This window comes from Promicromonospora sp. NPDC090134 (assembly GCF_044746965.1).
Taxonomy (GTDB): domain Bacteria; phylum Actinomycetota; class Actinomycetes; order Actinomycetales; family Cellulomonadaceae; genus Promicromonospora.
This window is the reverse complement of sequence record NZ_JBIVCZ010000004.1, coordinates 205,337-231,327: the sequence shown is the minus strand read 5'-3', so window position 1 is coordinate 231,327 and position 25,991 is coordinate 205,337. Positions and strand designations below refer to the sequence as shown.

At 72.7% G+C, this 25,991-nt stretch carries 22 protein-coding genes; 7 read left to right on the top strand and 15 right to left on the bottom strand.

What is annotated here, in order from left to right; translation table 11 throughout:
* Nucleotide 1: 1 nt before the first annotated feature.
* The 9 genes from ACIPN7_RS13355 to ACIPN7_RS13315 form a co-directional block, all read right to left on the bottom strand.
* Nucleotides 2–283, bottom strand: a complete 282-nt coding sequence (locus tag ACIPN7_RS13355; RefSeq protein WP_253867636.1) for an Lrp/AsnC family transcriptional regulator — start codon at nucleotides 281–283, stop codon at nucleotides 2–4.
* A complete protein-coding gene (locus ACIPN7_RS13350; protein ID WP_400543252.1) occupies nucleotides 277–2,148 on the bottom strand; it encodes a DEDD exonuclease domain-containing protein in 1,872 nt (623 codons plus the stop codon). The genes ACIPN7_RS13355 and ACIPN7_RS13350 overlap by 7 nt, the downstream gene beginning before the upstream one ends.
* A 49-nt stretch (nucleotides 2,149–2,197) precedes the next feature.
* On the bottom strand, nucleotides 2,198–3,085 hold the full coding sequence (locus ACIPN7_RS13345) for a phosphoribosylaminoimidazolesuccinocarboxamide synthase (protein ID WP_400542540.1): 888 nt from the start codon (nucleotides 3,083–3,085) through the stop codon (nucleotides 2,198–2,200).
* Between the two features lie 10 nt (nucleotides 3,086–3,095).
* Nucleotides 3,096–4,709 carry an alpha-amylase family glycosyl hydrolase gene (locus tag ACIPN7_RS13340; protein WP_400542537.1) on the bottom strand — a complete coding sequence of 538 codons (1,614 nt, stop codon included), beginning with the start codon at nucleotides 4,707–4,709 and terminating at the stop codon, nucleotides 3,096–3,098.
* Nucleotides 4,710–4,799: 90 nt separating this feature from the next.
* Nucleotides 4,800–6,329, bottom strand: coding sequence for a glucoamylase family protein (locus ACIPN7_RS13335; protein WP_400542534.1), 1,530 nt, complete (start codon nucleotides 6,327–6,329; stop codon nucleotides 4,800–4,802).
* Between the two features lie 71 nt (nucleotides 6,330–6,400).
* Nucleotides 6,401–7,588, bottom strand: coding sequence for a glycoside hydrolase family 1 protein (locus ACIPN7_RS13330; RefSeq protein ID WP_400542531.1), 1,188 nt, complete (start codon nucleotides 7,586–7,588; stop codon nucleotides 6,401–6,403).
* A gap of 10 nt (nucleotides 7,589–7,598) precedes the next feature.
* Complete coding sequence (locus tag ACIPN7_RS13325; protein ID WP_400542528.1) at nucleotides 7,599–8,495, bottom strand: carbohydrate ABC transporter permease; 897 nt, start codon at nucleotides 8,493–8,495, stop codon at nucleotides 7,599–7,601.
* Complete coding sequence (locus tag ACIPN7_RS13320) at nucleotides 8,495–9,385, bottom strand: carbohydrate ABC transporter permease (RefSeq protein WP_400542525.1); 891 nt, start codon at nucleotides 9,383–9,385, stop codon at nucleotides 8,495–8,497. Before ACIPN7_RS13320 ends, ACIPN7_RS13325 begins: the two co-directional genes overlap by 1 nt.
* Nucleotides 9,386–9,388: 3 nt before the next feature.
* A complete protein-coding gene (locus tag ACIPN7_RS13315) occupies nucleotides 9,389–10,666 on the bottom strand; it encodes an extracellular solute-binding protein (protein WP_400542522.1) in 1,278 nt (425 codons plus the stop codon).
* A gap of 195 nt (nucleotides 10,667–10,861) precedes the next feature.
* Here ACIPN7_RS13315 and ACIPN7_RS13310 point away from each other — a divergent pair, with 195 nt between their 5' ends.
* Entirely contained in the window at nucleotides 10,862–11,869 is a 1,008-nt protein-coding gene (locus tag ACIPN7_RS13310; RefSeq protein ID WP_400542519.1) for a LacI family DNA-binding transcriptional regulator, read from the top strand.
* Nucleotides 11,870–11,896: 27 nt separating this feature from the next.
* Here ACIPN7_RS13310 and ACIPN7_RS13305 read toward each other — a convergent pair whose 3' ends face one another.
* The gene (locus tag ACIPN7_RS13305) at nucleotides 11,897–12,661 is read right to left on the bottom strand and encodes a lysophospholipid acyltransferase family protein (RefSeq protein WP_400542516.1); all 765 of its coding nucleotides are present in this window, start codon (nucleotides 12,659–12,661) and stop codon (nucleotides 11,897–11,899) included.
* Nucleotides 12,662–12,716: 55 nt separating this feature from the next.
* Between ACIPN7_RS13305 and ACIPN7_RS13300 the strand changes: the two genes are divergently transcribed.
* Nucleotides 12,717–13,430, top strand: a complete 714-nt coding sequence (locus tag ACIPN7_RS13300; protein ID WP_400542513.1) for a hypothetical protein — start codon at nucleotides 12,717–12,719, stop codon at nucleotides 13,428–13,430.
* Between the two features lie 114 nt (nucleotides 13,431–13,544).
* On the opposite strand, the gene ACIPN7_RS13295 is transcribed toward ACIPN7_RS13300, so the two are convergent.
* Nucleotides 13,545–14,489 (bottom strand): ROK family glucokinase, encoded by a 945-nt coding sequence (locus ACIPN7_RS13295; RefSeq protein ID WP_285104375.1) that lies wholly within the window; start codon nucleotides 14,487–14,489, stop codon nucleotides 13,545–13,547.
* 165 nt (nucleotides 14,490–14,654) lie between these two features.
* On the opposite strand from ACIPN7_RS13295, the gene ACIPN7_RS13290 reads away from it, so the two are divergent.
* The gene (locus ACIPN7_RS13290) at nucleotides 14,655–16,487 is read left to right on the top strand and encodes an AMP-dependent synthetase/ligase (RefSeq protein WP_400542510.1); all 1,833 of its coding nucleotides are present in this window, start codon (nucleotides 14,655–14,657) and stop codon (nucleotides 16,485–16,487) included.
* Nucleotides 16,488–16,572: 85 nt separating this feature from the next.
* On the opposite strand, the gene ACIPN7_RS13285 is transcribed toward ACIPN7_RS13290, so the two are convergent.
* Nucleotides 16,573–17,115, bottom strand: coding sequence for a GNAT family N-acetyltransferase (locus ACIPN7_RS13285; protein WP_400542507.1), 543 nt, complete (start codon nucleotides 17,113–17,115; stop codon nucleotides 16,573–16,575).
* A gap of 215 nt (nucleotides 17,116–17,330) precedes the next feature.
* On the opposite strand from ACIPN7_RS13285, the gene ACIPN7_RS13280 reads away from it, so the two are divergent.
* Together ACIPN7_RS13280 and ACIPN7_RS13275 are read left to right on the top strand one after the other, a co-directional pair.
* Complete coding sequence (locus ACIPN7_RS13280) at nucleotides 17,331–18,557, top strand: pyrophosphate--fructose-6-phosphate 1-phosphotransferase (protein WP_400542504.1); 1,227 nt, start codon at nucleotides 17,331–17,333, stop codon at nucleotides 18,555–18,557.
* A gap of 64 nt (nucleotides 18,558–18,621) precedes the next feature.
* Nucleotides 18,622–19,983, top strand: a complete 1,362-nt coding sequence (locus ACIPN7_RS13275) for a class II 3-deoxy-7-phosphoheptulonate synthase (RefSeq protein WP_400542501.1) — start codon at nucleotides 18,622–18,624, stop codon at nucleotides 19,981–19,983.
* A 34-nt stretch (nucleotides 19,984–20,017) separates the two neighbouring features.
* On the opposite strand, the gene ACIPN7_RS13270 is transcribed toward ACIPN7_RS13275, so the two are convergent.
* Nucleotides 20,018–20,383, bottom strand: coding sequence for an Rv2175c family DNA-binding protein (locus ACIPN7_RS13270; protein ID WP_400542498.1), 366 nt, complete (start codon nucleotides 20,381–20,383; stop codon nucleotides 20,018–20,020).
* Nucleotides 20,384–20,501: 118 nt separating this feature from the next.
* On the opposite strand from ACIPN7_RS13270, the gene pknB reads away from it, so the two are divergent.
* On the top strand, nucleotides 20,502–22,394 hold the full coding sequence (gene pknB / locus ACIPN7_RS13265; protein ID WP_400542495.1) for a Stk1 family PASTA domain-containing Ser/Thr kinase: 1,893 nt from the start codon (nucleotides 20,502–20,504) through the stop codon (nucleotides 22,392–22,394).
* Nucleotides 22,395–22,428: 34 nt separating this feature from the next.
* On the opposite strand, the gene ACIPN7_RS13260 is transcribed toward pknB, so the two are convergent.
* Nucleotides 22,429–23,592, bottom strand: coding sequence for a polyprenyl synthetase family protein (locus tag ACIPN7_RS13260; RefSeq protein WP_400542492.1), 1,164 nt, complete (start codon nucleotides 23,590–23,592; stop codon nucleotides 22,429–22,431).
* 9 nt (nucleotides 23,593–23,601) lie between these two features.
* Nucleotides 23,602–24,207: a hypothetical protein gene (locus tag ACIPN7_RS13255; protein ID WP_400542489.1), complete on the bottom strand. Its 606-nt coding sequence runs from the start codon at nucleotides 24,205–24,207 to the stop codon at nucleotides 23,602–23,604.
* Nucleotides 24,208–24,367: 160 nt separating this feature from the next.
* Here ACIPN7_RS13255 and ACIPN7_RS13250 point away from each other — a divergent pair, with 160 nt between their 5' ends.
* On the top strand, nucleotides 24,368–25,942 hold the full coding sequence (locus ACIPN7_RS13250; RefSeq protein WP_400542486.1) for a DUF4192 domain-containing protein: 1,575 nt from the start codon (nucleotides 24,368–24,370) through the stop codon (nucleotides 25,940–25,942).
* Nucleotides 25,943–25,991: the final 49 nt, after the last annotated feature.

Here is a 25,991-nt window from a genome sequence, read left to right as displayed (position 1 = left end):
GCTAGTCGTCGAGCCCCAGGGCGAACGCCTGCTCCAGGTCCGCCTTGGAGAACGCGCGGAACGCGATGAGCGTCTCGGTGTTCTGCACGCCCGGCACCTTGTTCACCGTGTCGGAGACGACGCCGGCGAGCTGCTCGTGCTCGGGCACGCGCACGATCGCCACGAGGTCGGTCTTGCCGGTCACGGAGAAGACCTCGCTCACACCATCGATGTTCGCGACCTCCTGCGCGACCTCGGGAATGCGGGACGTCTCGGCGTCGATGAGGACGATCGCGGTCAGCATGCCGTCATCGTATCCACGTGCCGCGGGTTCTCGGGTCCCGGGAGGACGGCGGTTTCGTCCGCGGTCTCGTCCGCCGGGGCCTCCGCATCGGCTGGACCCTCCGCCGCGCCGATCTCCGTCCGCACCCGATCCGACGCCCAGGTCAGGTCGGCGTGCGCCCCCGCCGCGCGCACCGGGCACGCCCAGGTGTCGCTGACGTGGACCAGCCGGACGCCGGGGGCGTCGAGCCAGGCGAGCAGCAGGTCGGTCTCCTCGGGGTGCGCGGCCGGGGCCGGGGCGACGGGCGGCTCGACGTGCTCCGCCGTCGTGCGCAGCGCCGACACGAGGGGGAGCGGGCTGGCGCCCGGGGCCGACACGTCGGTCGCGGCGAGTCGGCCGTGCTTGATCACCACGATCTCCCAGCCGCCGGGCTTGCCCGGGGCGTCGCCGATGCCGGACGGCCGCGCGGCGACCAGCTCGGCGCAGGCGGCCAGGGGCCCGAGCCGCTGGGCCCGGTGCGCGCCCTGGACGAAGGCGCGCAGGCGCCGGGTGACCTCGCCCGCCTCCTCGTACCGTTCCTGGTGGGCGAGCGTGGCGATCCGGTCGGAGAGGGCCCGCACCACGGGAGCAGGGTCGCCGGTCAGGGCGTCGCGCGCGGCGTCGGCCACGTCGGCGTAGGACGCGTCGGGCGCCTCCGTGGCCACGCACGGCGCCGAGCAGCGGCCCATCCCTGCCAGGGCGCACGGGCTGCCGGGGCGCTTGTTGACCAGGGGGATGCGGGCGGTGCACTGCCGCAGGTTCAGGGCGTCGTGCAGGGCGTGCACGGCCTCCTGGGCGGTGCGCCGGGACCCGAACGGGCCGATGTGCGCGGCGCCCGCCACGACGCCGCCCACGACCGACAGGCGCGGGTAGGCCTCGTCGGTCAGGCGCACCCACGAGTGCCGCTCCGGGAACTTGGAGCGCCGGTTGTAGCGCGGCGCGTGCTCGGTGATCAGCCGCAGCTCCCGCACCTTGGCCTCCAGCGGCGTGGCGCACGCGACGGGTGTGACCCGCCCGGCGATGCGCACCATCTCCGTGATCCGCCGCCGCTTCTCGGCGGCGGTGAAGTACGAGCGGACGCGCTTGCGGATGTTGACGGACGTGCCGACGTACAGCACCTCGTCGCCCGGCCCGCGGAACAGGTAGACGCCGGGCGACTCGGGCAGGCCGTCGGCCAGGTGCCGCTTGCGGCGCACCTCGGGCGGCACCGGGTCGGCCGCCGTGGCGAGGTCCTCCAGGTGCGTGACGCCCATCGGCGCGAGGCGCTCGAAGAGCGCGTGCAGCACGTCGACGGTCGCGCGCGCGTCGGCCAGTGCCCGGTGGTCGGGGGACACGGTGGCGTGGAACAGGTTCGCCAGCGTGGACAGCTTGTGGTTGGGCGCCTCGTCCCGCGTGACCAGGCGGCGGGCCAGCGGCACCGTGTCCACGACGGTGAACCCGGGCCACGGGTAGTCCAGCCGGGCGCACATCGCCTTGAGGAAGCCGACGTCGAACGGCGCGTTGTGCGCCACCAGGACCGTGTCGTGCGCGAACTCCAGGAAGCTCGGCAGGACCAGGGCGATGTCCGGCGCCGTGGCGACCATGGCGTTCGTGATGCCGGTCAGCCGGGCGACGAACGCCGGGACGGGCTGGCCCGGGTTGACCAGCGACTGGAACTCGCCCAGCACCTCGCCGCCGCGGACCTTGACCGCGCCGATCTCGGTGATGCCGCCCTCTTTGGCGTTGGTCCCCGTGGTCTCCAGGTCCACGACGACAAAGGTCACGTCACGCAGCGGCGTGCCGAGCTCCTCGAAGGTGGCCTGGTAGGCCGACTGCTGGACGGATGCCGCGGTGCTCACGGCGTGCACGCTAGCGCGTGCCACTGACACTCCCGGGCACCGCGGCGGCAGCGGTCCGTCAGTGCCAGGTCTCGCCGGTGAGCTGCTCGTAGATCTCGACGTACCGCGCGCGGGTCTCCTTGACCACGTCGTCCGGGATCTCGGGGCCCGGGTAGGTGCGGTCCCAGCCGGTCAGGGTCGAGGACCAGTCGCGCACGAACTGCTTGTCGTAGGACCACTGGCCACGGCCCGGCTCGTACTCGCTCGCCTTCCAGAAGCGCGAGGAGTCCGGGGTGAGCACCTCGTCGGCGAGGGTCAGGACGCCGTCGGCGTCGAACCCGAACTCCAGCTTCGTGTCGGCGATGATGACGCCCCGCTCGCGGGCGATCTCGGCGCCGCGGTCGTAGATCGCGAGCGTCAGCTCGCGCAGCCGGTCCGTGGTCTCCGTGCCGAGGTCCTTCGCGATCTCCTCGACGGAGATGTACTCGTCGTGCCCCTCGTCGGCCTTGGTGGACGGCGTGAACACGGGCTGCGGCAGGCGGTCGGCCTCGACCAGGCCCGGGGGGAACGCCACGCCGGACACGCTGCCGGTCGCGTTGTAGCTGTCCAGCCCGCCGCCCGCGAGGTACCCGCGCGCGATGCACTCGACCGGCACGATGTCCAGCTTCTTGCAGCGGATCGCGCGGCCCGCCCACTGAGCGGGCACGTCCTCGCTGATCACGTGGTTGGGCACCAGGTCGGCGAACTGCCGGAACCACCACAGCGAGAGCTGGGTCAGGATCGCGCCCTTGTCGGGTACGGCCGTGGGCAGCACGACGTCGTACACCGACACGCGGTCGGAGGCCACCAGGATCACATCGTCGCCGTCCGCGTAGACCTCGCGAACCTTGCCCTTCCGGATCAGTTCCACGGGCCCAAGGTTAACCCGGTACGCGCACCGGACCGGTGCGCGTACCGGGTTGTGCACCTGGTGCGCACTACGCGCCCGGCAGGTCCAGGACCGCGTAGCCGTGCCCGTCCAGGTGCACGACGTCGGGCCCGCCGTCGCCCGCCTCGACCCGGAGGCCCCGGGCGACCACCGGCCGTGCGCCCCCGGCGCCGTCCAGCGGGAGCCGCACGGCCGCGCGGCCCGGGTTGAGCACCACGGCGAGCGAGCCGCCTCGCACGTACGCCAGGGGGTATCCGGTGGCGAGCACCTCTGTCGGTGCCGCCACGTCGAGCCGCTCGTCGGCGTGCCGCAGGGCGATCAGGTCGCGGACCAGGTGCAGCAGCGAGCCGTCGTCGTCGACCTGGGCGGCGACCGTGGGCCGGTCGGGGTCCGGGTCCTGCGGCAGGTAGGTGGAGGCCGCGGGCTTGCCGGGCCCGTACGGGCCCGCGGGCAGGTCGCCCCACTGCATCGGCGTGCGCGAGCCCGCCCGGTCGTAGGTCGGGCCCAGCCGGGAGCCCTCCAGCGTCGGCGTGCCCGGTACGTACCGCATGCCGATCTCGTCGCCGTAGTAGACCGACGGCATCGCGGGCCAGGTCATCGTGAGCACGTGCGCCACCCGCGCCTGCTCGGCGTCGCGCGGGCCCGCCACCAGCCGCGTGAAGTCGTGGTTCGACGTCGGCAGGCCCACCACGCCGCCGCGGCCGGCCGCCGCGATGGCGTCCGTCGCGGCCCGCCAGGCCGTGACGAACGTGGCGGCGTCCCCGGTCCCGTCCGCGCCCGCCCAGGGCGACGGCTCGCCCCAGCCGGGGCTCACCGTGCCCGCGTCGTTGTTCCACAGCGACCGCAGCGGCAGCCCGTCGTCGTCCCCGCCGAACTGGAGGAAGAAGTCGGCGTGGAAGCCCGCCGGGACGGCTACCTTCGGGTCGCCCCACTCGCTGATGATCACGCGCCCCGGGAACTCGCGGTCCAGCCAGGCGCGCATCTCGTGCCAGAGCTTGCCGGTCTCGACGTGGCCGGGATCGTCCTTGACCAGGGACGCCGCCATGTCCACGCGGAACCCGGCCACGCCGAGGCCGAACCAGTGCGCCATGATCTCCCGCAGCGCGGCCCGGTTGGCCAGCGGCCCCGGGGCATCGACGGGCTGCCGCCACGGCTCGGCGGGGTCCGTGCGGGCATACCCGAAGTTCAGCGCCGGCTGCACGGGGAAGAAGTTGGGCTTGTAGTACCCGCCCCGCGTGCCCGGGCCGGGCTGGAAGCCCTCGGCGGGCACGTCGCTCCACACGAACCTGCCGTCGTCCGGGTCGTCGGCCGACGCGCGGAACCACGGGTGCTGGTCCGACGTGTGGCCCGCCACGAGGTCGAGCAGCACCGAGATGCCGCGCCGCCCGGCCTCCTCGGTCAGCCGCGCCATGTCCTCGTTCGTGCCGTAGCGCGGGGCGACGGCCATGAAGTCGGCGACGTCGTACCCGGCGTCGGCGAACGGCGAGACGAAGCACGGGCTGAGCCAGATCGCGTCCACCCCGAGCCACGCGAGGTAGTCCAGGCGCTCGGCGATCCCCGCGAGGTCGCCGATCCCGTCACCGTTACCGTCCGCGAAGGACTGCGGGTAGATCTGGTAGAGCACGGTGCGCCCGAGGCGCGGGGCGAGGTCGACGGAAGCCAAGGAGCTACCCCTTCGTAGGTGGTGCGGAAGATCCAGCGTGTCAGACGCCCCGGTCACCCGGGTGACCGGGGCGTCTGACACGTCGGGGTGCTAGTCGCGGCCGACGGCGAACGTCTCCATGGCCATCAGCGGGCGCACCTGGCGCTCCAGGGCGCCGGGCGCGACGTAGCGGCGCATCGCGTCGTCGGCCAGCTCGTTGCCGAGCGCGGCCATGATCATGCCCTGGTCCAGGGACAGGTAGCGCTGCGAGACCTGCCCGCTGCGCACGGCCACGGCGTCGTAGAAGCCGCCCGGGCCGTAGGCGTCGAAGTCCGCGGCGATGTTCCGCAGGTTGGTCATGGCCTCCCCGGGCGCGTAGCGCAGGGCGAGGAACGACGCGTGCGGCGTCACCACGCCGTCGCCGTACTCCGTGGGCGCCGGCGAGCCCTCGCGGCAGCCCTCGTACGGCTGGTCGACGCTCGTGCGCTCCTGGTCCGAGGTGTAGCCCGGCCCGTCCAGCCCGAGCTGGTCCACGCCGTACTCGCGGTACCCGCCGGCCGGGTTGTTCGACGGCGAGAAGCCCCAGTACCCGTAGTCCGCCTCCCGCAGGCCGTGCTCGATCTGACCCTGCACGTACAGCAGGTGGTTGCGGCCCCACGACCGCGGGCCCCACGTCTCCTCGGGCACGAACAGCGGCACCATGAGCGCCTCGAACATGCTGCCGCCCCAGGTCGGGACCACCCGCATGCCCCGGTACGGCAGCGCGCCCTCGAAGACCGGCACCCCCAGGTGCTCGGCCCACTGCCCGACCGGGCGCGTCTCGGTCCACGACCAGTCGCACGTGTCGGGGAACGTCCGGTAGGTGCCGAAGTAGTGCTCCGCCGGGATCTGGCCCTCGGCGATGCCCAGGTACGAGGCGATCCGCGGCTCGGTGTTGAACGCGCCGTAGTGGTGCCCCGTGTACCAGACGTCGGCGCCCATCTCGCAGTAGTCCCCGGCCACCGGCGCGGTCTCCTGCGGGTCGACGTCCCAGAACCCGCCCCGGATCTGGTTCTGCGCCGGGTCGTAGTAGCAGCCGAAGTCCATGGCCTCGCGGACGGCGTCCGCCTCGTCGGCCAGGGACGGCTCGGCGCGGCTCGTCAGCAGCAGACCCGTGGCGAGCCAGCCGTTGTCCACGCTCGACAGGAACGGCTTGATCCGGTCGCCGCTCGTGGGGAACGTCAGGAGCTTGTCGCCCGTGGCCGGGTCGTACCAGTTGTAGAACATGCCGCTGGGCTCGTGCTTCTCGAGCCCGGCCACGGTGTGCAACGTGGTCGCCAGGCGCTCGCGGGCCTCCTTGCGCCCGATCAGGCCCGTGTCCCGCGCCACCACGGTGCTCCACAGGTACGCGCCGATGTTGGTCGGCGAGGTATAGCCGCCGCGGCTGGCCGGGTCCAGGTCGCCGCCGATGTTGTCGTCGGGCAGGCCCGTCTCCTCGTCGACCAGGGCCTCGAACGAGCGCCAGGTGTCGGCGGCCCAGGTGCGGAGCTGACGGCGGTCCTGGGCCTGGGCCGACGTCGCCCCCGTGGCGCTCGCCGGCAGTGCGGTGAACGCCAGGGCGGCGACGGCGGCCGTCGCGATCGTGGTGCGGATCCTGCTCATCAGGTGTCTCCTACGTCGTCGTAGTGGTGACAGGGCAGCGGTGGTGACAGGGCAGCGGTGGTGCGGACGGGTCAGGCGGGCAGCTCGCCCGTGCGCGCGACCTGGCCGAGCCACGCGAGGCTCGGCTTGGGCGTGCGCTCGAAGGTGGTGCGGTCCACGGCGATCAGCCCGAACGTGGGCCGGAAGCCGCTCATCCACTCGTAGTTGTCGAGCAGCGACCAGTGCAGGTAGCCGTCGACCCGGCAGCCCGCGGACATGGCGCGGGCCATGCCCTGCAGGGCGCCGGTCGTGTAGTCGATGCGGCGGGCGTCGTCGGCCGTGGCCATGCCGTTCTCGGTGACGATCATCGGCACGCCGCCGGTGATCTTGTGGGTGTACTCCAGCGCCTCGCCGAGCGCCTGCGGGTAGTACTCCCAGCCGGTCAGCGTCTTCTCGACGTCGTCGCCGAAGGGGATGGGCTCGCCGTCCGCCCCGATGATGGTGCGCAGGTAGCTCTGCACGCCCACGAAGTCGTCGCCGCGCGCGACCTCCAGGAAGAAGTCCTCGCGCGGGTAGGCGTACGCGTCGCGCGCCTCCTGCGCCCCCGGCGCGGCCTGGAACACCTGGTTGGCGATGGTCCACCCGGCCTGGACGTGCCCCAGGCCGTGCAGGATGTCGACGGCGCGGCGGTGGGCGGTCGCCTGGATCTCCGAGGCCGCCTGGTCCGGGGCGGCGAGCCCGGCGGCGTCCAGGTTGGTGCGCCGGCTCGCGCCGAGCATCATCGAGGTGATGTTGGGTTCGTTGATCGTCACCACGTGGCGGACGTCGCCCAGGATCTCCGTCGTGGTCTCCACGTACCGGCTGAACAGGTCGACGGCGTCGGGCGCGAACCAGCCGCCGCGCTCCGCGAACCAGCGGGGGAGCGTGAAGTGCAGCAGCGTGACCATCGGCGTCACGCCCGCCTCCAGGCAGGTGTCGATCATCCGCCGGTAGTGCGCGAGCTGCGCCCGCGAGATCTCGCCCTCGGCCGGCTCGATGCGCGCCCACTCGATCGAGAAGCGGTACGCGTTCAGGCCGGCGTCCGCCAGGAGGCGAATGTCCTCCGGGTAGCGGTGGTAGCTGTCGACGGCGTCGCCCGAGCTCTCCGCGCACAGTGACCCGGCGACGTGCTCCTTGGCCCACCAGTCGCTGTTGGTGTTGCCGCCCTCGATCTGGTGCGCGGCGGTGGACGCGCCCCACAGGAACGTAGGTGCGGTGGGCAGCGTGATCTGTTCGGTCACGGAAGAACTCCTACTTCAGGCCGGTGGTGGAGATGCCCTGCACGATGTGCCGCTGCAGGGCCAGGAAGACGATCAGGATGGGCAGCACGATGACGGTCGCGCCCGCCACCAGCAGGCCGTACTGCACGGTGTTCTGGCCCGTGGAGTACAGGGCGAGCGCGACGGGCAGCGTGTACTTGTCGGCCGACTGGACGGCGACCAGGGGCCACAGGAAGTTGTTCCAGGACCCGAGGAACGTCAGGATGCCGAGCGTCGCCAGCGCGGGCTTGGTCTGCGGCAGCACGACGGCGAAGAACGTCCGGAACTCGCCGGCCCCGTCGACCCGGGCGGCGTCGAGCAGCTCGTCCGGGATGTCGAGCATGAACTGCCGCATCAGGAACACGCCGAACGGCGCCGCCAGGAACGGCAGGATGAGCGCCGCGTAGGTGTTGATGAGGTCCAGGTTGGCCACGAGCACGAACAGCGGCACGAACGTGACCATGCCGGGGACCATCAGCGTGCCCATGATCAGCAGGAACAGGGCGCGGCGGCCGGGGAAGTCGAGCTTGGCCAGCGCGTAGCCGACCATGGCGCTGAACAGGACGGACCCGACGGTGACGACCAGCGCCACGATCACCGAGTTGGCGAAGAACCGCGGGAAGTCCAGGGACGCGAAGAGCTCGGTGTAGTTGTCCCATGTGGGCTGCTCGGGGAGCAGGGTGGGCGGGAACTGCCGGATCTCGCCCTCGGGCTTGACCGACGAGACGACCATCCACACCAGCGGCCCGAGCGAGGCCGTCAGGCCGAGCAGGAGCACGACGTTGAGCAGGATCGCGCGCGGGGTGAAGCGGCGCGAGCCGCGCTGGTGCGGGGCCGACCGGTTCGTCGTGGGGCGGCGCGTGCCGGGCCGCTCGGTTAGGACCGTCATCACTTCTCCGTCCTGAGCAGGCGGAACTGGAGGTAGGACAGGATCACGATGGCGACGAACAGCACGTAGCTCATCGCGGCCGACAGGCCGTAGTTCCCGAACCCGAACTGGTTGAAGATCTCGTAGGCCACCGAGTTGGTGGCCCCGAGCGGCCCGCCCTGCGTCATGACGAACGGCTCCTCGAAGAACTGCAGGTAGCCGATGCCGGTGATGACGGCGCAGAACAGCAGGGTGGGCCGCAGCAGCGGCACCGTGATGGACCGGAACTGCCGCACGGCACCCGCGCCGTCGATGGCCGAGGCCTCGTACAGGTCGCGCGGGATGCCCTGCAGCCCGGCCAGCAGGATCACCATGGAGTACCCGACGTTGCGCCAGGTCGCCATCATGATCAGCGCGGGCATGGCCCAGGTCTCGTCGGTGAGCCAGCGCGGCCCGTCGACGCCGACCAGCCCGAGGGCCGAGTTCACCAGCCCGAAGTCGGGCTGCAGGAGGAACCGCCACACCACCGCCACCGCGACGATCGACGTCACGACCGGGGCGTAGAAGCCCACGCGGAACACGGACCGGAACCAGGTCAGGCCCGAGTTCAGCAGGACCGCCAGCAGCAGCGCCACCCCGAGCGTGAGCGGCATGGCCACCCCGACGAAGTAGAGCGTGTTGCCGGCGGCCTGCTGGAACTTCGGGTCGGCCAGCACGGCCGCGAAGTTGTCGAACCCCACGAAGTTCACGGCCCAGGGCGTCCGGAGGTCCGAGCCGTGCATGTCGGTGAACGCCATGTACAGCGAGGACGCCACCGGGACCAGCATGAACACGGCGAACAGGATCGTGAAGGGCAGCGCGAAGCCCCAGGCGGCGAGGCCCGTGCGGCGGCGGCGTGCGGAGAGGGCCACGGGTCAGTCCAGGCCCGTCCCGATCGAGGTGGCCGCTTCCTGCATCTTGGCGGCGGCCTCCTCCGGGGTCAGGTCGCCCGCGATGGTCTGCTCGATGATGAGGTCGAGCTCGTGCTCGATCTCCGACCAGGTGGGGATCGCGGGGGTGGAGCGTGCGGTCTCCAGCACGCCCTGGTACATGGCCACGGCCTCGTCGTCGGCCAGCGCGGGGTCGTCCCACGAGGTCTGGACGGCCGGCAGGTCGTTCGAGATGCCGAACCAGTCGACCTGGGTGGCCGGGTCGGTGGCGTACTGCACGAACTTCCAGGCCGAGTCCGGGTTGGCGGCGTCCGCCAGGACGGCGAGGTTGGAGCCGCCGATGAACGACGCCGTCGCCTCGTCGGCGGGCAGCGGCACCACGCCGAACTTGTCGGCGAAGTCGTCACCCGCGGTGGTCAGCAGGTTGGCGCGCTCCCAGGGGCCCGAGACGAACGAGCCGAGCTTGCCGTCGATGAAGTTCTGCACCTTCTCGTCCTCGACGAGCACCGGCGGGGCGAGCCCGTCGCGCATGAACGAGGAGTAGTACTCCAGGGCCTTGACCTGGGCGTCGTTGTCGAGCGTGAACTCGCCGGCGTCGTCCAGGATCTCGCCGCCCGCCTGCCAGTAGAACGGGAAGTACATCAGGGCGGTGGAGTTGCCGCGCGTCTGCAGCGCGATGCCGTGCTCGGCGCCGGCGTCCTGCAGCCCGGCCGCGAAGTCGGTCAGGCCCGCCCAGTCCGCGGGCGCCTCGACGCCGGCCTCCTCGGCGAGGTCGGTGCGGTAGTACAGCACGCGCGACTCGACGTACCACGGCACGCCGTACGAGGTGCCGTCGACCTCGGTGGTCTCCCAGGCGCCCGGGAAGAACGCCGAGGAGTCGATGTCCTCGGGCGTGGGCGCGAGGCCGTCCAGGCCCACGAAGCCGCTCATCAGGGTGGTGCCGACCTGCATGACGTCGGGCACCTCGCCGGTGGCGATGGCCGTGTTGATCTTCTCGGTGGACGACTCCCACGGCACCGGCGTCACGTTCACGGTGACGTCCGGGTTGTCGGCCTCGAACTGCTCGGCGAGCTCGGGCAGCAGCTCACCCTCCGTACCCATCGCCCACACCTCGACGGTGCCCGTGGCGGGGCCCTCCGAGATGCTGCTGGCGCTGTCTGCCGTGGTGCCGGCCTCGTCGCTGCGTCCGCACCCGGTCAGGGCGAGGGCCAGTGTGAGGGTCGACGCCGTCGCCGCTACGGCGAGGCGAGGTGTCCTGTTCACGATCACTCCTTTGTTGACCTGCTTCCGAAATTTCGAAGGCGAATCTCGGAAAGACCCCGGGAGATTAGACGGGCCGCACGATGGTGTCAACCAGCCCGCGGCCCGCTACCGCCTGGTTTACCGGGGCACGCGACGCGATGGGCTACCATCCTGATTTCGGAAACGCTTGCTTCACCGATGTCCGACGGAGGACCCATGGCAACCGACCAGCCGCACATCCCGCTCGCCGTCGTGGCGGCCGAGGCGGGCGTCTCGGTCCCGACGGTCTCCAAGGTCCTCAACGCGCGGCCCGACGTCTCGGGGAAGACCCGGGCGCGCGTCACCGAGGCGCTCGCGCGGCACGGCTACGAGGTGCGCCCGCCGCAGCCCAAGCCCACCGGCATGATCGACGTCCGCATCGTCGACTTCGAGGGGACCTGGTCCGAGGCCGTGGTCCGGGGCGCCGTCGCCGGCGCCCGCCGGTTCGGGCTCGACGTCGTCCTGGCGGTCGAGCCCGACCCCGACGACTGCAGCGCGTGGGTGCGGCACGCGCTGGAGCGCGGCACGGACGGCCTGGTCAGCATTGTCGCGGTGCCCGACGCCGAGGCGCGCCGCGCCCTGGAGCAGACCGGTACGCCGCTCGTCGTCGTCGACCCGCGGCAGCGGCCGCCCGAGGGCATGCTCAGCGTGGGCGCCACCAACTTCCAGGGCGGGCTGGAGGCGACGGCGCACCTGCTGTCCCTGGGCCACACGCGCATCGCCACCATCACCGGCGCGCTGGAGCAGGACAACGCCATCGCGCGGCTCGCGGGCTACCGCGCCGCCATGATCCGGGCCGGCCTGACCACCGACGACGACCTGGTCCACGTGGGCGCCTACGGCGTGACCTCCGGGTACGAGGGTGCGCAGCGGCTGCTGGCCCTGGACGACCCGCCCACCGCGATCTTCGCCAGCAGCGACGACACCGCGCTCGGCGCGCTGCGGGCCTTGCGCGAGGCCGGGCTCGTCGTGCCGCGCGACGTCTCGCTCGTGGGCTTCGACGACCTGCCCATCGCGCCGTGGATCGACCCGGCGCTCACCACGGTGCGCCAGCCGCTCGCGGAGATGGGCGCCACCGCCGTCGACCTGGTGTACCGCGCCCGTACGGCGAGCGGGCACACGCTGCGCACCGAGCTCGCGACCAGCCTCGTGGTGCGGAGCTCCACCGCGGCGCCGGCTCGGTAGGGCCGCCTCGTCAGCGGCGCCCGCGCGTCAGCGCTTCGGGCGGCGCGGCTTCTCGACCTCGGGCAGGGGCAGACCGCCGGGGCCCTCCTCCGCCGTCGGGATCGCGGGCTCGCCGCGGGCAACGCGCTCCTTGGCGCTGGCCGCGTACGCGTCCACGTACTCCTGGCCGGACAGGGCGAGGATCGCGTACTCGATCTCGTCGGCGACGGCGCGCAGCACGAACTTGTCGCTCTCCATGCCCTTGTACCGGCTGAAGTCGAGGGGCTCGCCGATCACGGCGCCCAGCGGCATGAACGCGGGGATGGACCGGCCCACCGGCTGGGCGACTTCGGTGTCGACCATGGCGACGGGGATGACCGGGGCGCCCGACTCGAGCGCCATCCGGGCCACGCCCGTCTTCGCCTTGTAGAGGCGGCCGTCAGGGCTGCGGGTGCCCTCGGGGTAGATGCCGAACAGGCTGCCCTCACGCAGCACGCGCAGGCCGGTGCGCAGCGCGGCCTCGCTGGCGGCGCCGCCCGAGCGGTCCACGGGGATGACGCCGATGCCGGTCATGAACCAGGCCACGATCTTGCCCTTGAGGCCCTTGCCCGTGAAGTAGTCGGACTTGCCGAGGAAGGTCACGCGGCGCGAGATCAGGAGCGGCAGGATGAACGAGTCGATCACCGCCAGGTGGTTGCTGGCCACGATCGCGGCGCCGTTCCGGGGCACGTTCTTGCCGCCGACGACCCACGGCTGGTACGCGAGGCGCAGCAGCGGGCCGACCAGCACGTTCCTCATCACCCAGTAGAACAAGATTCCTCCTCAAGACCCGCCCCCGCGAGCCCCCTGACGACAATAGAGTGTGCCCATGGCCGCATCGAACACCGACGACCGAGACGACGACGTGCCCGGCGACACCCCACGCGAGCTGGGCGACGACGACGTGGCATCGCGCTGGGCCGACATCGTCGCCACGCTCGGCGACATGGACGTCTCTCGGGCCGACGGGGAGACCGACGGCACGGAGAAGTCCGCCGAATCTTCTCAGACATCGCGGTCCGATGACGAGGGCAGCGACGACGACGGGGGCGCGGACGGCGACCGGACCGGTGACGCGGGCGCCGGCGGGGCCGGCCGCCAGGTGGGCGGCTGGTCGGACGGCGGCTGGTCCGGCGGTGACTGGACGAGCACGGGCGACACGGACGCGGCCGACGGGCCGGGCACGGGGCCGGGCTCGTCGTCGGACGCCTCCGCGTCGCGCACGCCCTCCGGCCCGCGCGACTGGCCGCTGTCGCCCGACGCCGAGGCGCTCGAGGAGGCGGAGTCACACTTCACGCCGCCGGAGCCGCCCGCGCTGCTGTCCCGCGACCCGCTGCTCACCATGGCGTGGAGCTTCGTGGTCGGCGTGCCCGTGCTCGCGGTGATCGGGATGATCGTGTCGGCGGCGGTGCCGGCGGTCTCGATCCCGCCGCTCGCCGGTCAGATCGGGCTCGGCCTGTTCGTCGCCGGGCTGGGCGTGCTGATCTGGCGCATGCCGCACCAGCGCGACCCGGACGACAACGGCCCGGGCGCCGTCGTCTGAACCGGAGCGGAGCCGCAGGTTCGGACGACCGAGAGCATCGTGTAGCCGAACGACTCAGGCGGACAGATCACCCGGGTGATCTGTCCGCCTGAGTCGTTCGGCGTCGGGGAGTGCTCAGCGGCGCGCGAGGTCCGCCGCGCCGACGATGCCGGCCTCGTTGCCGTGCTCGGCCAGCTCGATCTTGGCCACGGGCCGGTGCCCCATCGCCGAGAGCTGGGCCTCGAAGCCGCGCCGCACCGGGCCGAGCAGCAGGTCGCCGGCCGCGCCGACGCCGCCGCCGATCACGATGAGCTCGGGGTCCAGCAGGGCCGCGACCGACGCGGAGCCCTCGCCGATCCAGCGCCCGAGGGTCGCGAGCAGCTCGATCGACAGCTCGTCGCCCTCCTGGGCGGCCTCGGTCACCATCTTGCCGCGGATCTTCTCCGGGTCGCCGCCCGCGAGCTCGAGCAGGCGGTCCGCCTGGTCCACCCGGGCGACGGCGGCGTGCTGGGCGTCGCGCTCCAGGGCGCTGCCCGAGGCGTACTGCTCCCAGCAGCCCTCGTGGCCGCACCCGCAGTAGTGGCCCTCCGGCACGACGCGCATGTGCCCCACCTCGGCCGCCATGCCCCACTTGCCGCGCACCAGCTCCCGCTCGGAGATGACGGCGCCGCCCAGGCCGGTGCCGACCGTGAGCATGAGCATGTCGGTGGCCTCGCGGCCCGCGCCGAACCGGAACTCGGCCCAGCCGGCGGCGTTGGCGTCGTTCTCGACCACGATCGGCAGGTCGGCGTCGACGAGCTCGGCGACCTTCGCGGCCAGCGGGTACTCCCGCCAGGCGATGTTGGGTGCGAAGTTCACGGACGTGCGGTCCGGGCTGACGAAGCCGGCCGCGGCCAGGCCGATCGCCCCGACCTCGTGCTCCTTGACGAGCTCGTTGCACGCGTCCGCGATGGCCCTGTCGATGTGCGCGACGTCGTCGGCGTCGGTCTCCCGGCGCACCTGGGCGAGGATCTTGCCCTCCTCGTCGACGACTCCCACAGCGATCTTGGTGCCGCCGATGTCGACCCCGATGGCGTGCATTCGTCCTCACGTTCTCTCGTTGCGCGACGGCCGCGTGGGCCGTCGAAAAAGGGGCTGCACCGAGAAGGTGCGCACACCCAGGGTAGCGACCGCGAGGAGTGCAACACGCGGAGTCCGTTTCCCGGTATCTTTGCAGGCACGGTCAGTACTGCCACTGGAGTCAGAATGGACGAGATCTTCAGCCCGATCCTCATCGAGCTGCCCCCCACCTCCAATCTCAACGATGTCCTCGCTGAGCGGGTCGGCGCCGGCGCCGACAAGCCGATGATGGAGGTTCCCGCGGGGAAGGGCGAGCCCTGGCGGGTCGTCAGCGCCGGCGAGTTCGACGCCCAGGTGGTCGCTGTGGCGAAGGGCCTGGTGGCCCGTGGGATCGAGCCCGGGGACCGCGTCGGCATCATGTGCCGCACGCGGTACGAGTGGGCCGTGCTGGACTTCGCGGCCTGGGCCGCGGGCGCGGTGCCCGTCCCGGTCTACGAGACCTCCTCGGCCGAGCAGGTCGAGTGGATCCTGTCCGACGCCGAGGTGAAGCTGGTCTTCGCCGAGACCGCGGCCCACGCCGCAACCGTCGCCGAGGTGCGCGACGCGACCCCGCTCGTGACCGACGTGCTCGTCATCGACGACGGTGCGCTCGACGCGGTCGCGGCCGCCGGCGGGGACGTGTCCGACGACGAGATTGCCCGACGCCGGGGCATCGCCGGGCTCGACGACCTGGCCACGATCATCTACACCTCGGGGACCACGGGTCGGCCCAAGGGCGCCGAGCTGACGCACCGCAACTTCGCGTCGCTCGCCGTGAACGCCGTCGAGGCCGTGCCGGAGGTGTTCGCCAAGGACGGCGGACGCACCCTCCTGTTCATTCCGATGGCGCACGTGTTCGCGCGCTACATCCACGTGCTCGCGGTCGCCGGCGGCGTGGTCACCGGGCACTGGGGCGACACGTCGACGCTGGTCGACGGCCTGGGCGAGTTCAAGCCGACCTTCATCCTCGCGGTGCCGCGGGTGTTCGAGAAGGTCTACAACACGGCCGAGCAGACGGCGGCGGCCGGCGGCAAGGCGAAGATCTTCCACTGGGCCACGGCGACGGGCATCGCGTGGTCGCGGGCGCTCGACACGCCGTCGGGCCCGGGGCTGGGCCTGCGGCTGCAGCACGCGGTCGCCAGCGCGCTGGTCTTCTCCAAGCTGCGCGCCAAGCTGGGTGGGCGCGCGGAGTTCGCGGTCTCGGGCGGCGGCCCGCTCGGCGAGCGCCTCGGTCACTTCTACCGCGGCCTGGGCCTGAAGGTGCTGGAGGGCTACGGCCTCACCGAGTCCACGGCCCCCACCAGCGTGAACCGTCCCACGGCGACGAAGATCGGCTCGGTCGGCCTGCAGCTCCCGGGCTGCGGCGCCAAGATCGCCGAGGACGGCGAGATCCTGCTCAAGGGCCACCACATCTTCCGGGCGTACCACAAGAACGAGGCCGCCACGGCGGAGGCGTTCACCGAGGACGGCTGGTTCCGGACGGGCGACCTGGGCGTGCTGGACGACGACGGGTTCCTCACGATCACCGGCCGCAAGAAGGAGATCATCGTCACGGCCGGCGGCAAGAACGTGGCGCCCTCGATGCTGGAGGACCGCATCCGCGCGCACGCCCTGGTGAGCCAGTGCGTCGTGGTCGGCGACGGCAAGCCGTTCATCGGTGCGCTCTTCACGCTCGACGCCGAGGGCCTGCCGGGCTGGCTCAAGATGCACGGCAAGCCGGCGATGTCGGTCGACGAGGCGCGCAAGGACCCCGACGTCCTCGCGGCCCTCGACGGCGCGGTGCAGCGGGCGAACAAGGCGGTCTCGAAGGCCGAGTCGATCCGCAAGTACACGGTGCTGGCGGGCGACCTGACGATCGAGAACGGGTACCTCACGCCCAAGCAGAGCGTGAAGCGGGCGGTGTTCCTCAAGGACTTCGACGCCGACGTCGAGCGCCTGTACGCGGACAAGAACAAGGACAGCCTGCACCTCCTCAACTGAGGCCGGGCCGCCCCTCGCACGTGTCAGACCCCACAGGTCACCCGGGTGACCTGTGGGGTCTGACGCGTGTCTGACGCGGGCGGGGTCAGCTGGTCGTGAACGAGATCCAGGTGTCCGGCGGCAGGTCCGGGCGGCCGGGGACGGCGCGGTGCTCCTCCGTCCAGGCCGCGCCGACGGCGTCCGCGGCCACCGCCCGCCAGAACCGCACCGCCGGCGGGTTGGCGTCCTGGAACGCGACCTCCCAGCGGCCGGGGAACGAGGCCAGCACGTGGGCCGCGAGCTCCCGCCCGACGCCGATGCGCCGCACGCCGCGCACCACGAAGAACGAGCTGAGCACCCGGGTCGGCCCGTCGAGCCCGCGCACCAGCGCGAACCCGACCGGCGACGCCGGCGCGCCGGCGGGCTCCAGGTGGGCGACGACGCCCCGCCAGCCCGGGTCGGTGAACGCCGCGTCCAGGCGCTCGCGCCGGAACTGGCCGCTCGCGTCGGGCAGCGCACCGGAGACCTCGGACATGTCGTGCCGGAACAGGAGCCAGAGCCGTTCGAGCACGGGCTGGTCGGCCGCCGTCGTCGGGCGGAGGGTGAGCCGGGCGGGTGGGGTCTGCTGTGAACTCGTCGTGTTCGTCATAACGGAAAGCCTCCCGGGCCGCTAGGCGCCGGGAGGCTCACCGACATTCTCTCATGCGCGGGACGCCGTCCGACAGCGACCGTCCGGAGGTGCTCAGTCACCGGACGTGCCGAGCGCCACCCCCACCGCTCAGTAGGATGACGACGAAGGGTGCCGTGCGGGCGAACGCCGGCCGCGGTGCCCCCGAAATTTCCCTGATGAGAGGTGCTCCTCCGATGGCTGTTCGTCGTGTGGCCCTGCTGACCGCCGGCGGCTTCGCGCCCTGCCTGTCGTCCTCGGTCGGCGGTCTGATCGAGCGTTACACCGAGCTCGACCCCGAGATCGAGATCATTGCCTACCTGCACGGCTACCACGGCCTGCTGACGGGCAACAAGATCGAGATCGACGACGAGGCTCGCAAGCAGGCTCATGTCCTGCACAAGTTCGGCGGCTCGCCGATCGGCAACTCGCGCGTGAAGCTGACCAACGTCAAGGACGCGGTCAAGCGCGGCCTCGTCAAGGAGGGCCAGGACCCGCTGCACGTCGCCGCGGAGCAGCTCAAGGCCGACGGCGTGGACGTGCTGCACACCATCGGTGGTGACGACACCAACACGACCGCCGCCGACCTCGCCGCCTACCTGCACGAGAACGGCTACGAGCTGACCGTCGTGGGCCTGCCCAAGACGATCGACAACGACGTGGTGCCGATCAAGCAGTCGCTGGGCGCGTGGACCGCCGCCGAGGAGGGCGCGAAGTTCGCGGCCAACGTCATCGGCGAGAACCGGGTGGGCCCGCGCATGCTGATCGTGCACGAGGTCATGGGCCGCCACTGCGGCTGGCTGACCGCTGCCACGGCGCAGTCCTACCGCGGCTGGCTCGACGAGCAGGAGTGGGCTCCGGCCCTCGGCCTGTCGCGCGAGCGCTGGGACGTGCACGCGGTGTTCCTGCCCGAGCTCGAGATCGACCTGGAGGGCGAGGCCAAGCGCCTGCGCGGCGTCATGGACGAGATCGGCAACGTCAACATCTTCCTGTCGGAGGGTGCGGGCATGCACGAGATCGTGGCCCAGCTCGAGGCGGCAGGCGAGACCGTGGAGCGTGACCCGTTCGGGCACGTGAAGCTCGACACGATCAACCCCGGCCAGTGGTTCGCCAAGCAGTTCGCGGAGAAGCTGGGCGCGGAGAAGGTCATGGTGCAGAAGTCCGGCTACTTCTCGCGCGCTGCGGCCGCCAACTCCGAGGACCTGCGCCTCATCAAGTCGATGACCGACTACGCGGTCGAGTGCGCGCTGCGCGGCGAGTCCGGCGTCATCGGCCACGACGAGGAGGACGGCGACCGGCTCAAGGCCATCGCGTTCCCGCGCATCGCGGGCGGCAAGGCGTTCGACGTCTCGCAGGAGTGGTTCGGCCAGATCCTCGCCGAGATCGGCCAGCCGCTCGTGCCGGCCGCTCCCGCGGAGCACTGAGCACCGTGCGGGCACCACTGGCATCGCTGGTAGCACCGGCACCGGCACTGCGGACGGCGGGTCGATGAGCACCGTCGCCGACCCGGCCGAGCGCGCCGCCGGTCCGGCAGGGCTGGACCACTACCGCACGCTGGAGGCGCGCCAGCAGCCGACGTGGCCGGACCCGGCCGCGCTGGCGGCCGCCACCGGCCGCCTGGCCCAGGCCGCGCCGATCGTGGTGCCCGCACAGGCCGACACCCTGACCGAGCGGCTGGCCGCCGCCGGCCGGGGCGAGGCGTTCCTGCTCCAGGGCGGAGACTGCGCGGAGACGTTCGCCGAGGCGAACGCCGACCGCATCCGCAACAAGATCCGCACCATCCTCCAGATGGCGGTGGTGCTCACGCACGGCGCGAGCACGCCCGTGGTGAAGATGGGCCGCATGGCGGGCCAGTACGCCAAGCCGCGGTCCAGCGACACCGAGACGCGCGACGGCGAGACGCTGCCCGCGTACCGCGGCGACATGATCAACGGGTTCCCGTTCACCCCGCAGTCCCGGATCCCCGACCCGGAGCGGCTGGAGCAGGCCTACCGGATCTCGTCGGCGACCGCCAACGTCGTGCGGGCCTTCACGCAGGGCGGCTTCGCCGACCTGCGGCAGGTGCACGAGTGGAACCGCGGCTTCATGAGCAACCCCGCCTACGCGCGGTACGAGAAGACGGCGGACGAGATCGACCGGGCCATCCGGTTCATGCACGCGTGCGGCGCCGACTTCGACGCGCTGCGCTCCGTCGAGTTCTACCTGAGCCACGAGGCCCTGGTGCTCGACTACGAGCGGGCGCTGACCCGCACCGACCAGCGCACCGGCAACGCCTACGACACCAGCGCGCACTTCCTGTGGATCGGCGAGCGCACGCGCCAGCTCGACGGCGCCCACGTCGACTTCATGTCCCGGATCGCCAACCCGATCGGCGTGAAGCTGGGCCCGACGACGGCGCCGCACGACGCGCTGGCGCTCACCGAGCGGCTCAACCCGGACAACGTGCCCGGGCGCCTCACGTTCATCACGCGCATGGGCGCGGGCCGGGTCCGCGACGTGCTGCCGTCGCTGGTCGAGGCCGTGACCTGGTCCGGCGCGAACGTCACGTGGGTCACCGACCCCATGCACGGCAACACCATCACGTCGGACAGCGGCTACAAGACCCGCCGGCTGACGGACGTGCTCGACGAGGTGGCCGGGTTCTTCGAGGTGCACAAGGCGCTGGGCACCGTCCCGGGCGGCCTGCACATGGAGCTCACGGGTGACGACGTCACCGAGGTGCTCGGCGGCAGCGAGGAGATCTCCGACGCCGGCCTCGCGCTGCGCTACGAGACGCTCGTGGACCCGCGGCTGAACCACCAGCAGTCGCTGGAGCTGGCGTTCCAGGTCGCGGAGATGCTCCGCAGCTAGCGGGTCAGGGCTGCGCGGGTCAGAGCAGCGCAGGTCAGAGCAGCGTCTGCGCCACCCGGCGCACGGCGGCGCGCTTGCCGCCGATCAGGGAGTCCACGGGCCGCTCACCGAGCTCGTCGTTGGGCGTGAACAGCCACTCGAGGATCTCCTGCTCGGTGAACTGCGCGTCGGACAGCACCATGATGGTGCCGCGGAGTGTCGGGATCACGCCGGGGCGGCCCTCGACGTCCGGCAGCACGAAGATCGCCGGGACCTGGAAGGTCGTGCGCTCGCCACGCTTGATACCGACGACATGCCGGTCGCTCACCAGGCCACGGGCCTTGCCGACCTCGATGTCGAGGGACTCGGCGAGGTCAGGGAGGGTCAGCCATTCGCCCACGAGGGCATCGAGATCTGTCACGGGAGAAGCCTAGGCGACGCGGCCCGGGCTCGGGACACGGCAACGATCCGGCAACGGCCCGCCGTCCGGTATGCGCGTTCCGGCCTGGCCGTGGGTGGTCACCCGTACACTCCCACCCGTGGCTCAGGTGACGGCAGACCCTCTCATCGGCCGCCTGGTCGACGGGCGGTACGAGATAGTCGCGCGCGTGGCGCGCGGAGGCATGGCCACGGTGTACCGCGCCCACGACACGCGGCTGAACCGTGAGATCGCCCTGAAGGTGATGCACCCGCACCTCGCGGAGGGGGAGCAGGCCGCGAGCTTCCGGCAGCGCTTCGAGCGCGAGGCCCGGTCGGCCGCCGGCCTGCAGCACCACGGCGTCGTCGCCGTCTACGACCAGGGCACCGACGGCGACATGCGCTACCTGACGATGGAGTACGTGCCGGGAACCAACCTGCGCCAGCTCATCCGCGACGGCGACCTCACGCTGCGCCGCTCGTTCGCGATCCTCGACGTGGTGCTCTCCGCGCTCGCCGCCGCGCACGCCAAGGGGATCGTGCACCGCGACATCAAGCCCGAGAACGTGCTGCTGGAGGAAGGCACCGGGCGGCCCAAGGTGGCGGACTTCGGCCTGGCCCGCGCCATCTTCGAGGTGTCGAACACGACGACGGGCACGATCCTCGGCACGGTGGCCTACCTCGCGCCGGAGACCATCGCCACGGGCCATGTCGACGCGCGCGCCGACGTGTACGCCGTGGGGATCCTCGCGTTCGAGCTGTTCACCGGACGCCTGCCGCACGAGGGGGAGGGACCCATCCAGGTCGCGTTCGCGCACGTCAACACCGACGTGCCGCCCGTGAGCGCGTTCGCCGGCCACCTGGGCCGCCCGCTCGACGTCCTGGTCCGCGCGCTGACCGCGCGGGACCCGGACCGGCGCCCGCACGACGCCGCGGTGGCGCTCGACGCCCTGCGCAGCACGTTCCGCCAGATCCCGAACGAGGTGCTGGACATCCCCGCGAAGGTGGCGCCGCCGCCGTCGTCCGCCGCGGTGAAGGCCGCGCGTACCGCGGTCGTGGAGCGGCCGCCGGCCGGCCAGTGGGTGGTGCCGCAGCAGCAGACGCCGCCGCCTCCGCCGCCCGCGCCCCGGCCGCGCCGTGGCGGCAAGATCCTGCTGGGTGTCGCGCTGGTCGCGGTCCTGTTCAGCGCCTGGTGGTACACGGAGCACGGCCCGGGCGCCTACGCGGTGGTCCCCGACGGCGTGGTCGGCGTGGCCGTGGCCCAGGCCGAGGAGGCGCTGACCGAGGCCGGGCTGACGCCGGACAACGTGGGGCAGCACGACTCCGACGTGCCCGAGGGTGAGGTCATCTCGGTAGTCCCCGACGAGGGGCAGCGCTCGCAGCGCGACGTGCCCGTACGCCTGGTGGTCTCGCTCGGGCCCGAGCTGGCGGAGGTGCCGGCAGGGCTGGTGGGCATGGCCGAGGAGGAGGCGCGGGCGGCGTTGCGCGGCGTCGGCCTCGTCGACGTCGAGGTCTCGCGCGAGTACTCCGCCGACGTGGCACGTGACCTGGTGATCTGGGCCTCGGTCCGTGACGGCGGTACGGTCCCGACCGACGAGACCGTGCGGCTCACCGTCTCCGACGGGCCTCCGCCCGTCACCGTGCCGGAGCTGACGGGTCTGTCCGCGGCCGAGGCGCAGGACGCGCTGGCCGCCCAGGGCTTCGACGTCGTCCGGGAGGACAAGTTCGACAAGAAGGTCGAGGCCGGGACCGTGATCCGGACCGAGCCGGGCGGCGGCAAGGGAGCCGAGCCGGGCAGCACCGTCACCATCGTGGTGAGCATGGGCGCCCAGGGCACGGTGCCCGACGTCGTCGGGTTGTCCGTCGAGGACGCCCAGGCGCTGCTCGACGAGGCCGGCTACACGTCGGCGGTGCGTGGCTTCGGTGAGCTGTTCGACGAGGGCGTCAAGGAGACCGAGCCCGTCGCGGGAGAGAAGCTGAAGAAGGGCGAAGAGGTCACTCTCTGGACCTGGTGAGGCTCTGGACCTGGTGAGGCCGGGCTGGTGAGGCTCAGGCCGTCCGGTCGACCGCCGCGTGGGCCAGGTCGGTGAGCAGGCCGCGGCCGGGCTCCGCCAGGTCCGCCAGGCCCAGCAGTGCGTGACCGCGCACGGCGAGGTCGGCGATGAGCTGCTCGACGGCGTCCAGCGCGCCGGAGCCGACGATGACCTCGCGCACCCGCGCCACGTCGTCGTCGGACAGGTCGGGGTTGCCGAGCGCGGCGACCAGGACGGCGGCCTCGGGACCGTCGGCGTCGGGCAGCAGCGCCAGGGTGCGGGCGACGACCACGGTGCGCTTGCCCTCGCGCAGGTCGTCACCGGCGGGCTTGCCCGTGACGGCCGGGTCGCCGAAGACGCCGAGCACGTCGTCACGGAGCTGGAACGCCTCGCCCAGCGGCTTGCCCGCCGCCTCGATCCCGGCCGCCGCCTGCTGGCCGGCACCGGCCAGCAGCGCGCCCAGGGCGAGCGGGGCGGCCACGGAGTAGCTCGCGGTCTTGGCGCGCAGCACGTTCCGGGCGCGCTCCTCGTCGGCGGCGGGGTCCCGGCCCCACGGCTCCGCCTGGACCAGCACGTCGAGGAACTGGCCCACGACCACCTCGCTCTGCATCACGTCGAAGCGGGCGCGGGTCGCCTCGGCGACGTCCGCGGGCAGCGGCGCGAGCGCCGCCGAAAGCTCGCGCTGGGCGGCCAGGAGCACCAGGTCGCCGATCAGGATGGCGGCGGAGTCGCCGAACCGCACCGGCTCGCCGGCCCAGGCCGCGACGGCGTGCCGCGCGGCGAACGCGCGGTGGGCCGTGGGGCGGCCGCGGCGGGTGTCAGAGTTGTCCATCACGTCGTCGTGCAGCAGGGCCGCGGCCTGGAACAGCTCGAGCGCGGCGCCCACCCGGACGGTCGCGACGCGGGCGGGGTCGGCCGGGTCGGCGGAACCGCCGTGCGCGCGGAACGACCAGTAGCAGAACGCGGCGCGCAGCCGCTTGCCGCCAGCCAGCAGCCCGGCGGCCTCCTCGACCATGGCCTCGGCGCTCGGGCTGATCGCCCCGACCTCGGCCGCCAGCCGGGCGAGGTGGCCGCTCACGGCGGCGTCGACGTCGCCACGGAGATGCTCGGCGTCGACGAGGGCGGCGGGGTCCAGGGGGGTGGGGCTCAGAGCGGTGGGACGGGCAGGAGAGACGGGCACGGCACCAGCCTATGGGGTACGGACGGTGCCGCTGATCGAGCCGAGGCGCCGCTCCCCGTCGTCGAGCACGCCCACCACGAGCGACTCCTGCACCTCGCCGGACTTCTCCTTGGTGATGCGCAGGAACGCGGTCTGCGCGGTGAGACCGCTCGCCTCCGGCGCGTCGATCCGCCGGAAGCCCTGCGCCGTGAGGATCTTCTCGGCCTGCTTGATCACCTGGTCGGTCGGACGGCTCGACGACAGGTTGAGCGTGACCTGAGTCATCGGGACGTCCTTGGTCTTCGACCCCTTCGACCCCTTCGACCCCGCGGCCGCGGGCACGGGCTGCGCCGACGACGCGAGCAGCGTCGCGTCCTCCGGCATCGGGAAGAGCTCCGGCGGGAACCCCTGCGCGTAGGTGGCCACCGCGGACGACGGGTCGAAGGTCGGCAGCTCGGTGGGTCCGCCGGTCGCGGCGTCGCTCGGTCCTGGGCTGCTGCTCCTGGTGGTGCTGCCGGTGGTGGTGCTGCCCGCCGCTGACTGCTCGGTCCCGGCACCGCACCCCGTGGCGGCGAGCGCCAGCCCGACGGCGGCGGCGAGCACGGCCGTGCGGCGGGCTGTGGCGAAGCGGGGCACGTCGCACACCGTAGCCGCACAGGCCCGGGTGATGACAGCGTGCGGTGATGAGACCGTCGGGACGGGGCGGTGCGGGAGCGAGCGCGACCACAGGAACCGCGTTGTCCACACGGCCCGCCTGGGCGCGCAGCCGTCCCGCCGGCGGGCTGAGATCGTCCACATGAACCCCGACAACGGCACGGCCCGGGACGGCGTCCCGAACGACAGCCCCGTGTATGACAGCTCCGCGTATGACAGCCCCGCCAACGACAACTCCCGTCGCGACGTCCCAGGGAACGCCGTCCCCGGGTACGGCATCTCCCCGGACGACCTCCGCCAGGCGACGGACCCGAACGCTCGACAGGTCCCGAACGCTCGACAGGTCCCGAACGCTCTGGTGGTCCGCGTAGCCGGGCCGGAGGACCTCCTCGCCTACGTCCCGTACCGGCTCGGTTTCGAGCCCGTCGAGTCCGCGGTGGTGGTGAGCCTGACGGGCCCGCGCCAGCGGGTCGGGCTCGTGGCGCGGGTCGACCTGGGCGACCTCCGCCTGCGCCGCCCAGGTGACCCCGACGGTCCCGACGGCGCGGCCACGGCCCGCTGGCTCGTCGACCACGTGGTGGCCGACGGCGCGGACCGGGCCGTCGTGGTGCTGTACACCGCCACGGACGTCACGGTGCCGTCCGGCGCGGCACGGCGCGCGGCGGACCTGCTCCGGGCACGGCTCGACCGACGGCTCCCGGGGACCGAGGTCTGGCTCGTGACGCCGACGGGCTTCCGGGCTCTCGACTGCGCCGACCCGATGTGCTGCCCGGCGCAGGGCCGGCCGCTGTCCGCGCTCCAGGGCACCCGCGTCGCCGCCCACATGGTCCTGGAGGGTCGCACCGTGGCGGGCACCCGCGAGGAGCGGTACACCCTGCGGGCCGCGCCGGAAGCCGCCCGTACGCAGGCGCGGCGAGCCGCGGCGCGCTGGACCGACACCTACCGCCGGCTGCTGAGCCGGACCAGGTTCCCGAACGGCGGCGGCCCGATCGACGGCGCGGCGTTCGGCCCGCTGCCCGCGGGGGGCACCGCCCGAAGCACCGGCCGCGGCATCGCCGTGCGGGCCGAGCAGGTCGCGCGGGCCGAACGGGCGCTCGCCGACTGGGGAGCGGAGAGCTTGGGCCTGTGGCGCGCCGCGGTGCGTGCCACGGCGCGCGCGACGCCCGGGGAACGCGTGCCGCTCTCCCCGGTGGACCTGGGCAAGATCGGTGCGGCGCTCGCAGACACGCCCGTCCGGGACGCGGTGCTGCTCAGCCTCGCTCCTGGCACGGCGGAGACGGCGCTCCGCACCGCGCGGCGGGAGACGGACGGCGACACGGACCGGTCCACCGGAGCCGTCATGGCGCAGATCATCGACCCGCAACGGGGCATCCCGCCCGACGAGGACATCACCCGGCCGGCACGCGCCGTGCTGGAGGCCGTGGTCAGGCACGTGCCCCGCAACCGGAGGGCCCCGGCGTACCTGCTGCTGGCGCTCGTCGCCTGGTGGCACGGCGACGGCGGGCTGGCGGCCGAGCGGGTCTCGGACGCGCTGGGGGTGGACCCGGACTACCGCCTCGCGCTCCTGCTGCGCAGCGCGATCGTCGGGGGTGTCCCGCCCGGCTGGGTGCGGCGGGAGCAGGCCCTCTTCCACGGTGACTCCTGTGCTGAATCCGCTGGCGACTCCCGTGGCGACTCCCTTGGCGACGCGGGTTCGGACGAGCTGGCTGCCGTGTGAGTGCGGTGCGAGCGCCGTGTGCGGCATCGACCTGGCCGCGGTGTGGGGT

Coding starts and splice junctions, on each gene's coding strand:
- ACIPN7_RS13355 (WP_253867636.1), bottom strand. CDS start 283: ATGCTGACCGCGATCGTCCTCATCGACGCCGAGACGTCCCGCATTCCC.
- ACIPN7_RS13335 (WP_400542534.1), bottom strand. CDS start 6,329: ATGAGCAGGATCCGCACCACGATCGCGACGGCCGCCGTCGCCGCCCTG.
- ACIPN7_RS13325 (WP_400542528.1), bottom strand. CDS start 8,495: ATGACGGTCCTAACCGAGCGGCCCGGCACGCGCCGCCCCACGACGAAC.
- ACIPN7_RS13310 (WP_400542519.1), top strand. CDS start 10,862: ATGGCAACCGACCAGCCGCACATCCCGCTCGCCGTCGTGGCGGCCGAG.
- ACIPN7_RS13300 (WP_400542513.1), top strand. CDS start 12,717: ATGGCCGCATCGAACACCGACGACCGAGACGACGACGTGCCCGGCGAC.
- ACIPN7_RS13295 (WP_285104375.1), bottom strand. CDS start 14,489: ATGCACGCCATCGGGGTCGACATCGGCGGCACCAAGATCGCTGTGGGA.
- ACIPN7_RS13290 (WP_400542510.1), top strand. CDS start 14,655: ATGGACGAGATCTTCAGCCCGATCCTCATCGAGCTGCCCCCCACCTCC.
- ACIPN7_RS13285 (WP_400542507.1), bottom strand. CDS start 17,115: ATGACGAACACGACGAGTTCACAGCAGACCCCACCCGCCCGGCTCACC.
- ACIPN7_RS13280 (WP_400542504.1), top strand. CDS start 17,331: ATGGCTGTTCGTCGTGTGGCCCTGCTGACCGCCGGCGGCTTCGCGCCC.
- ACIPN7_RS13275 (WP_400542501.1), top strand. CDS start 18,622: ATGAGCACCGTCGCCGACCCGGCCGAGCGCGCCGCCGGTCCGGCAGGG.
- ACIPN7_RS13250 (WP_400542486.1), top strand. CDS start 24,368: ATGAACCCCGACAACGGCACGGCCCGGGACGGCGTCCCGAACGACAGC.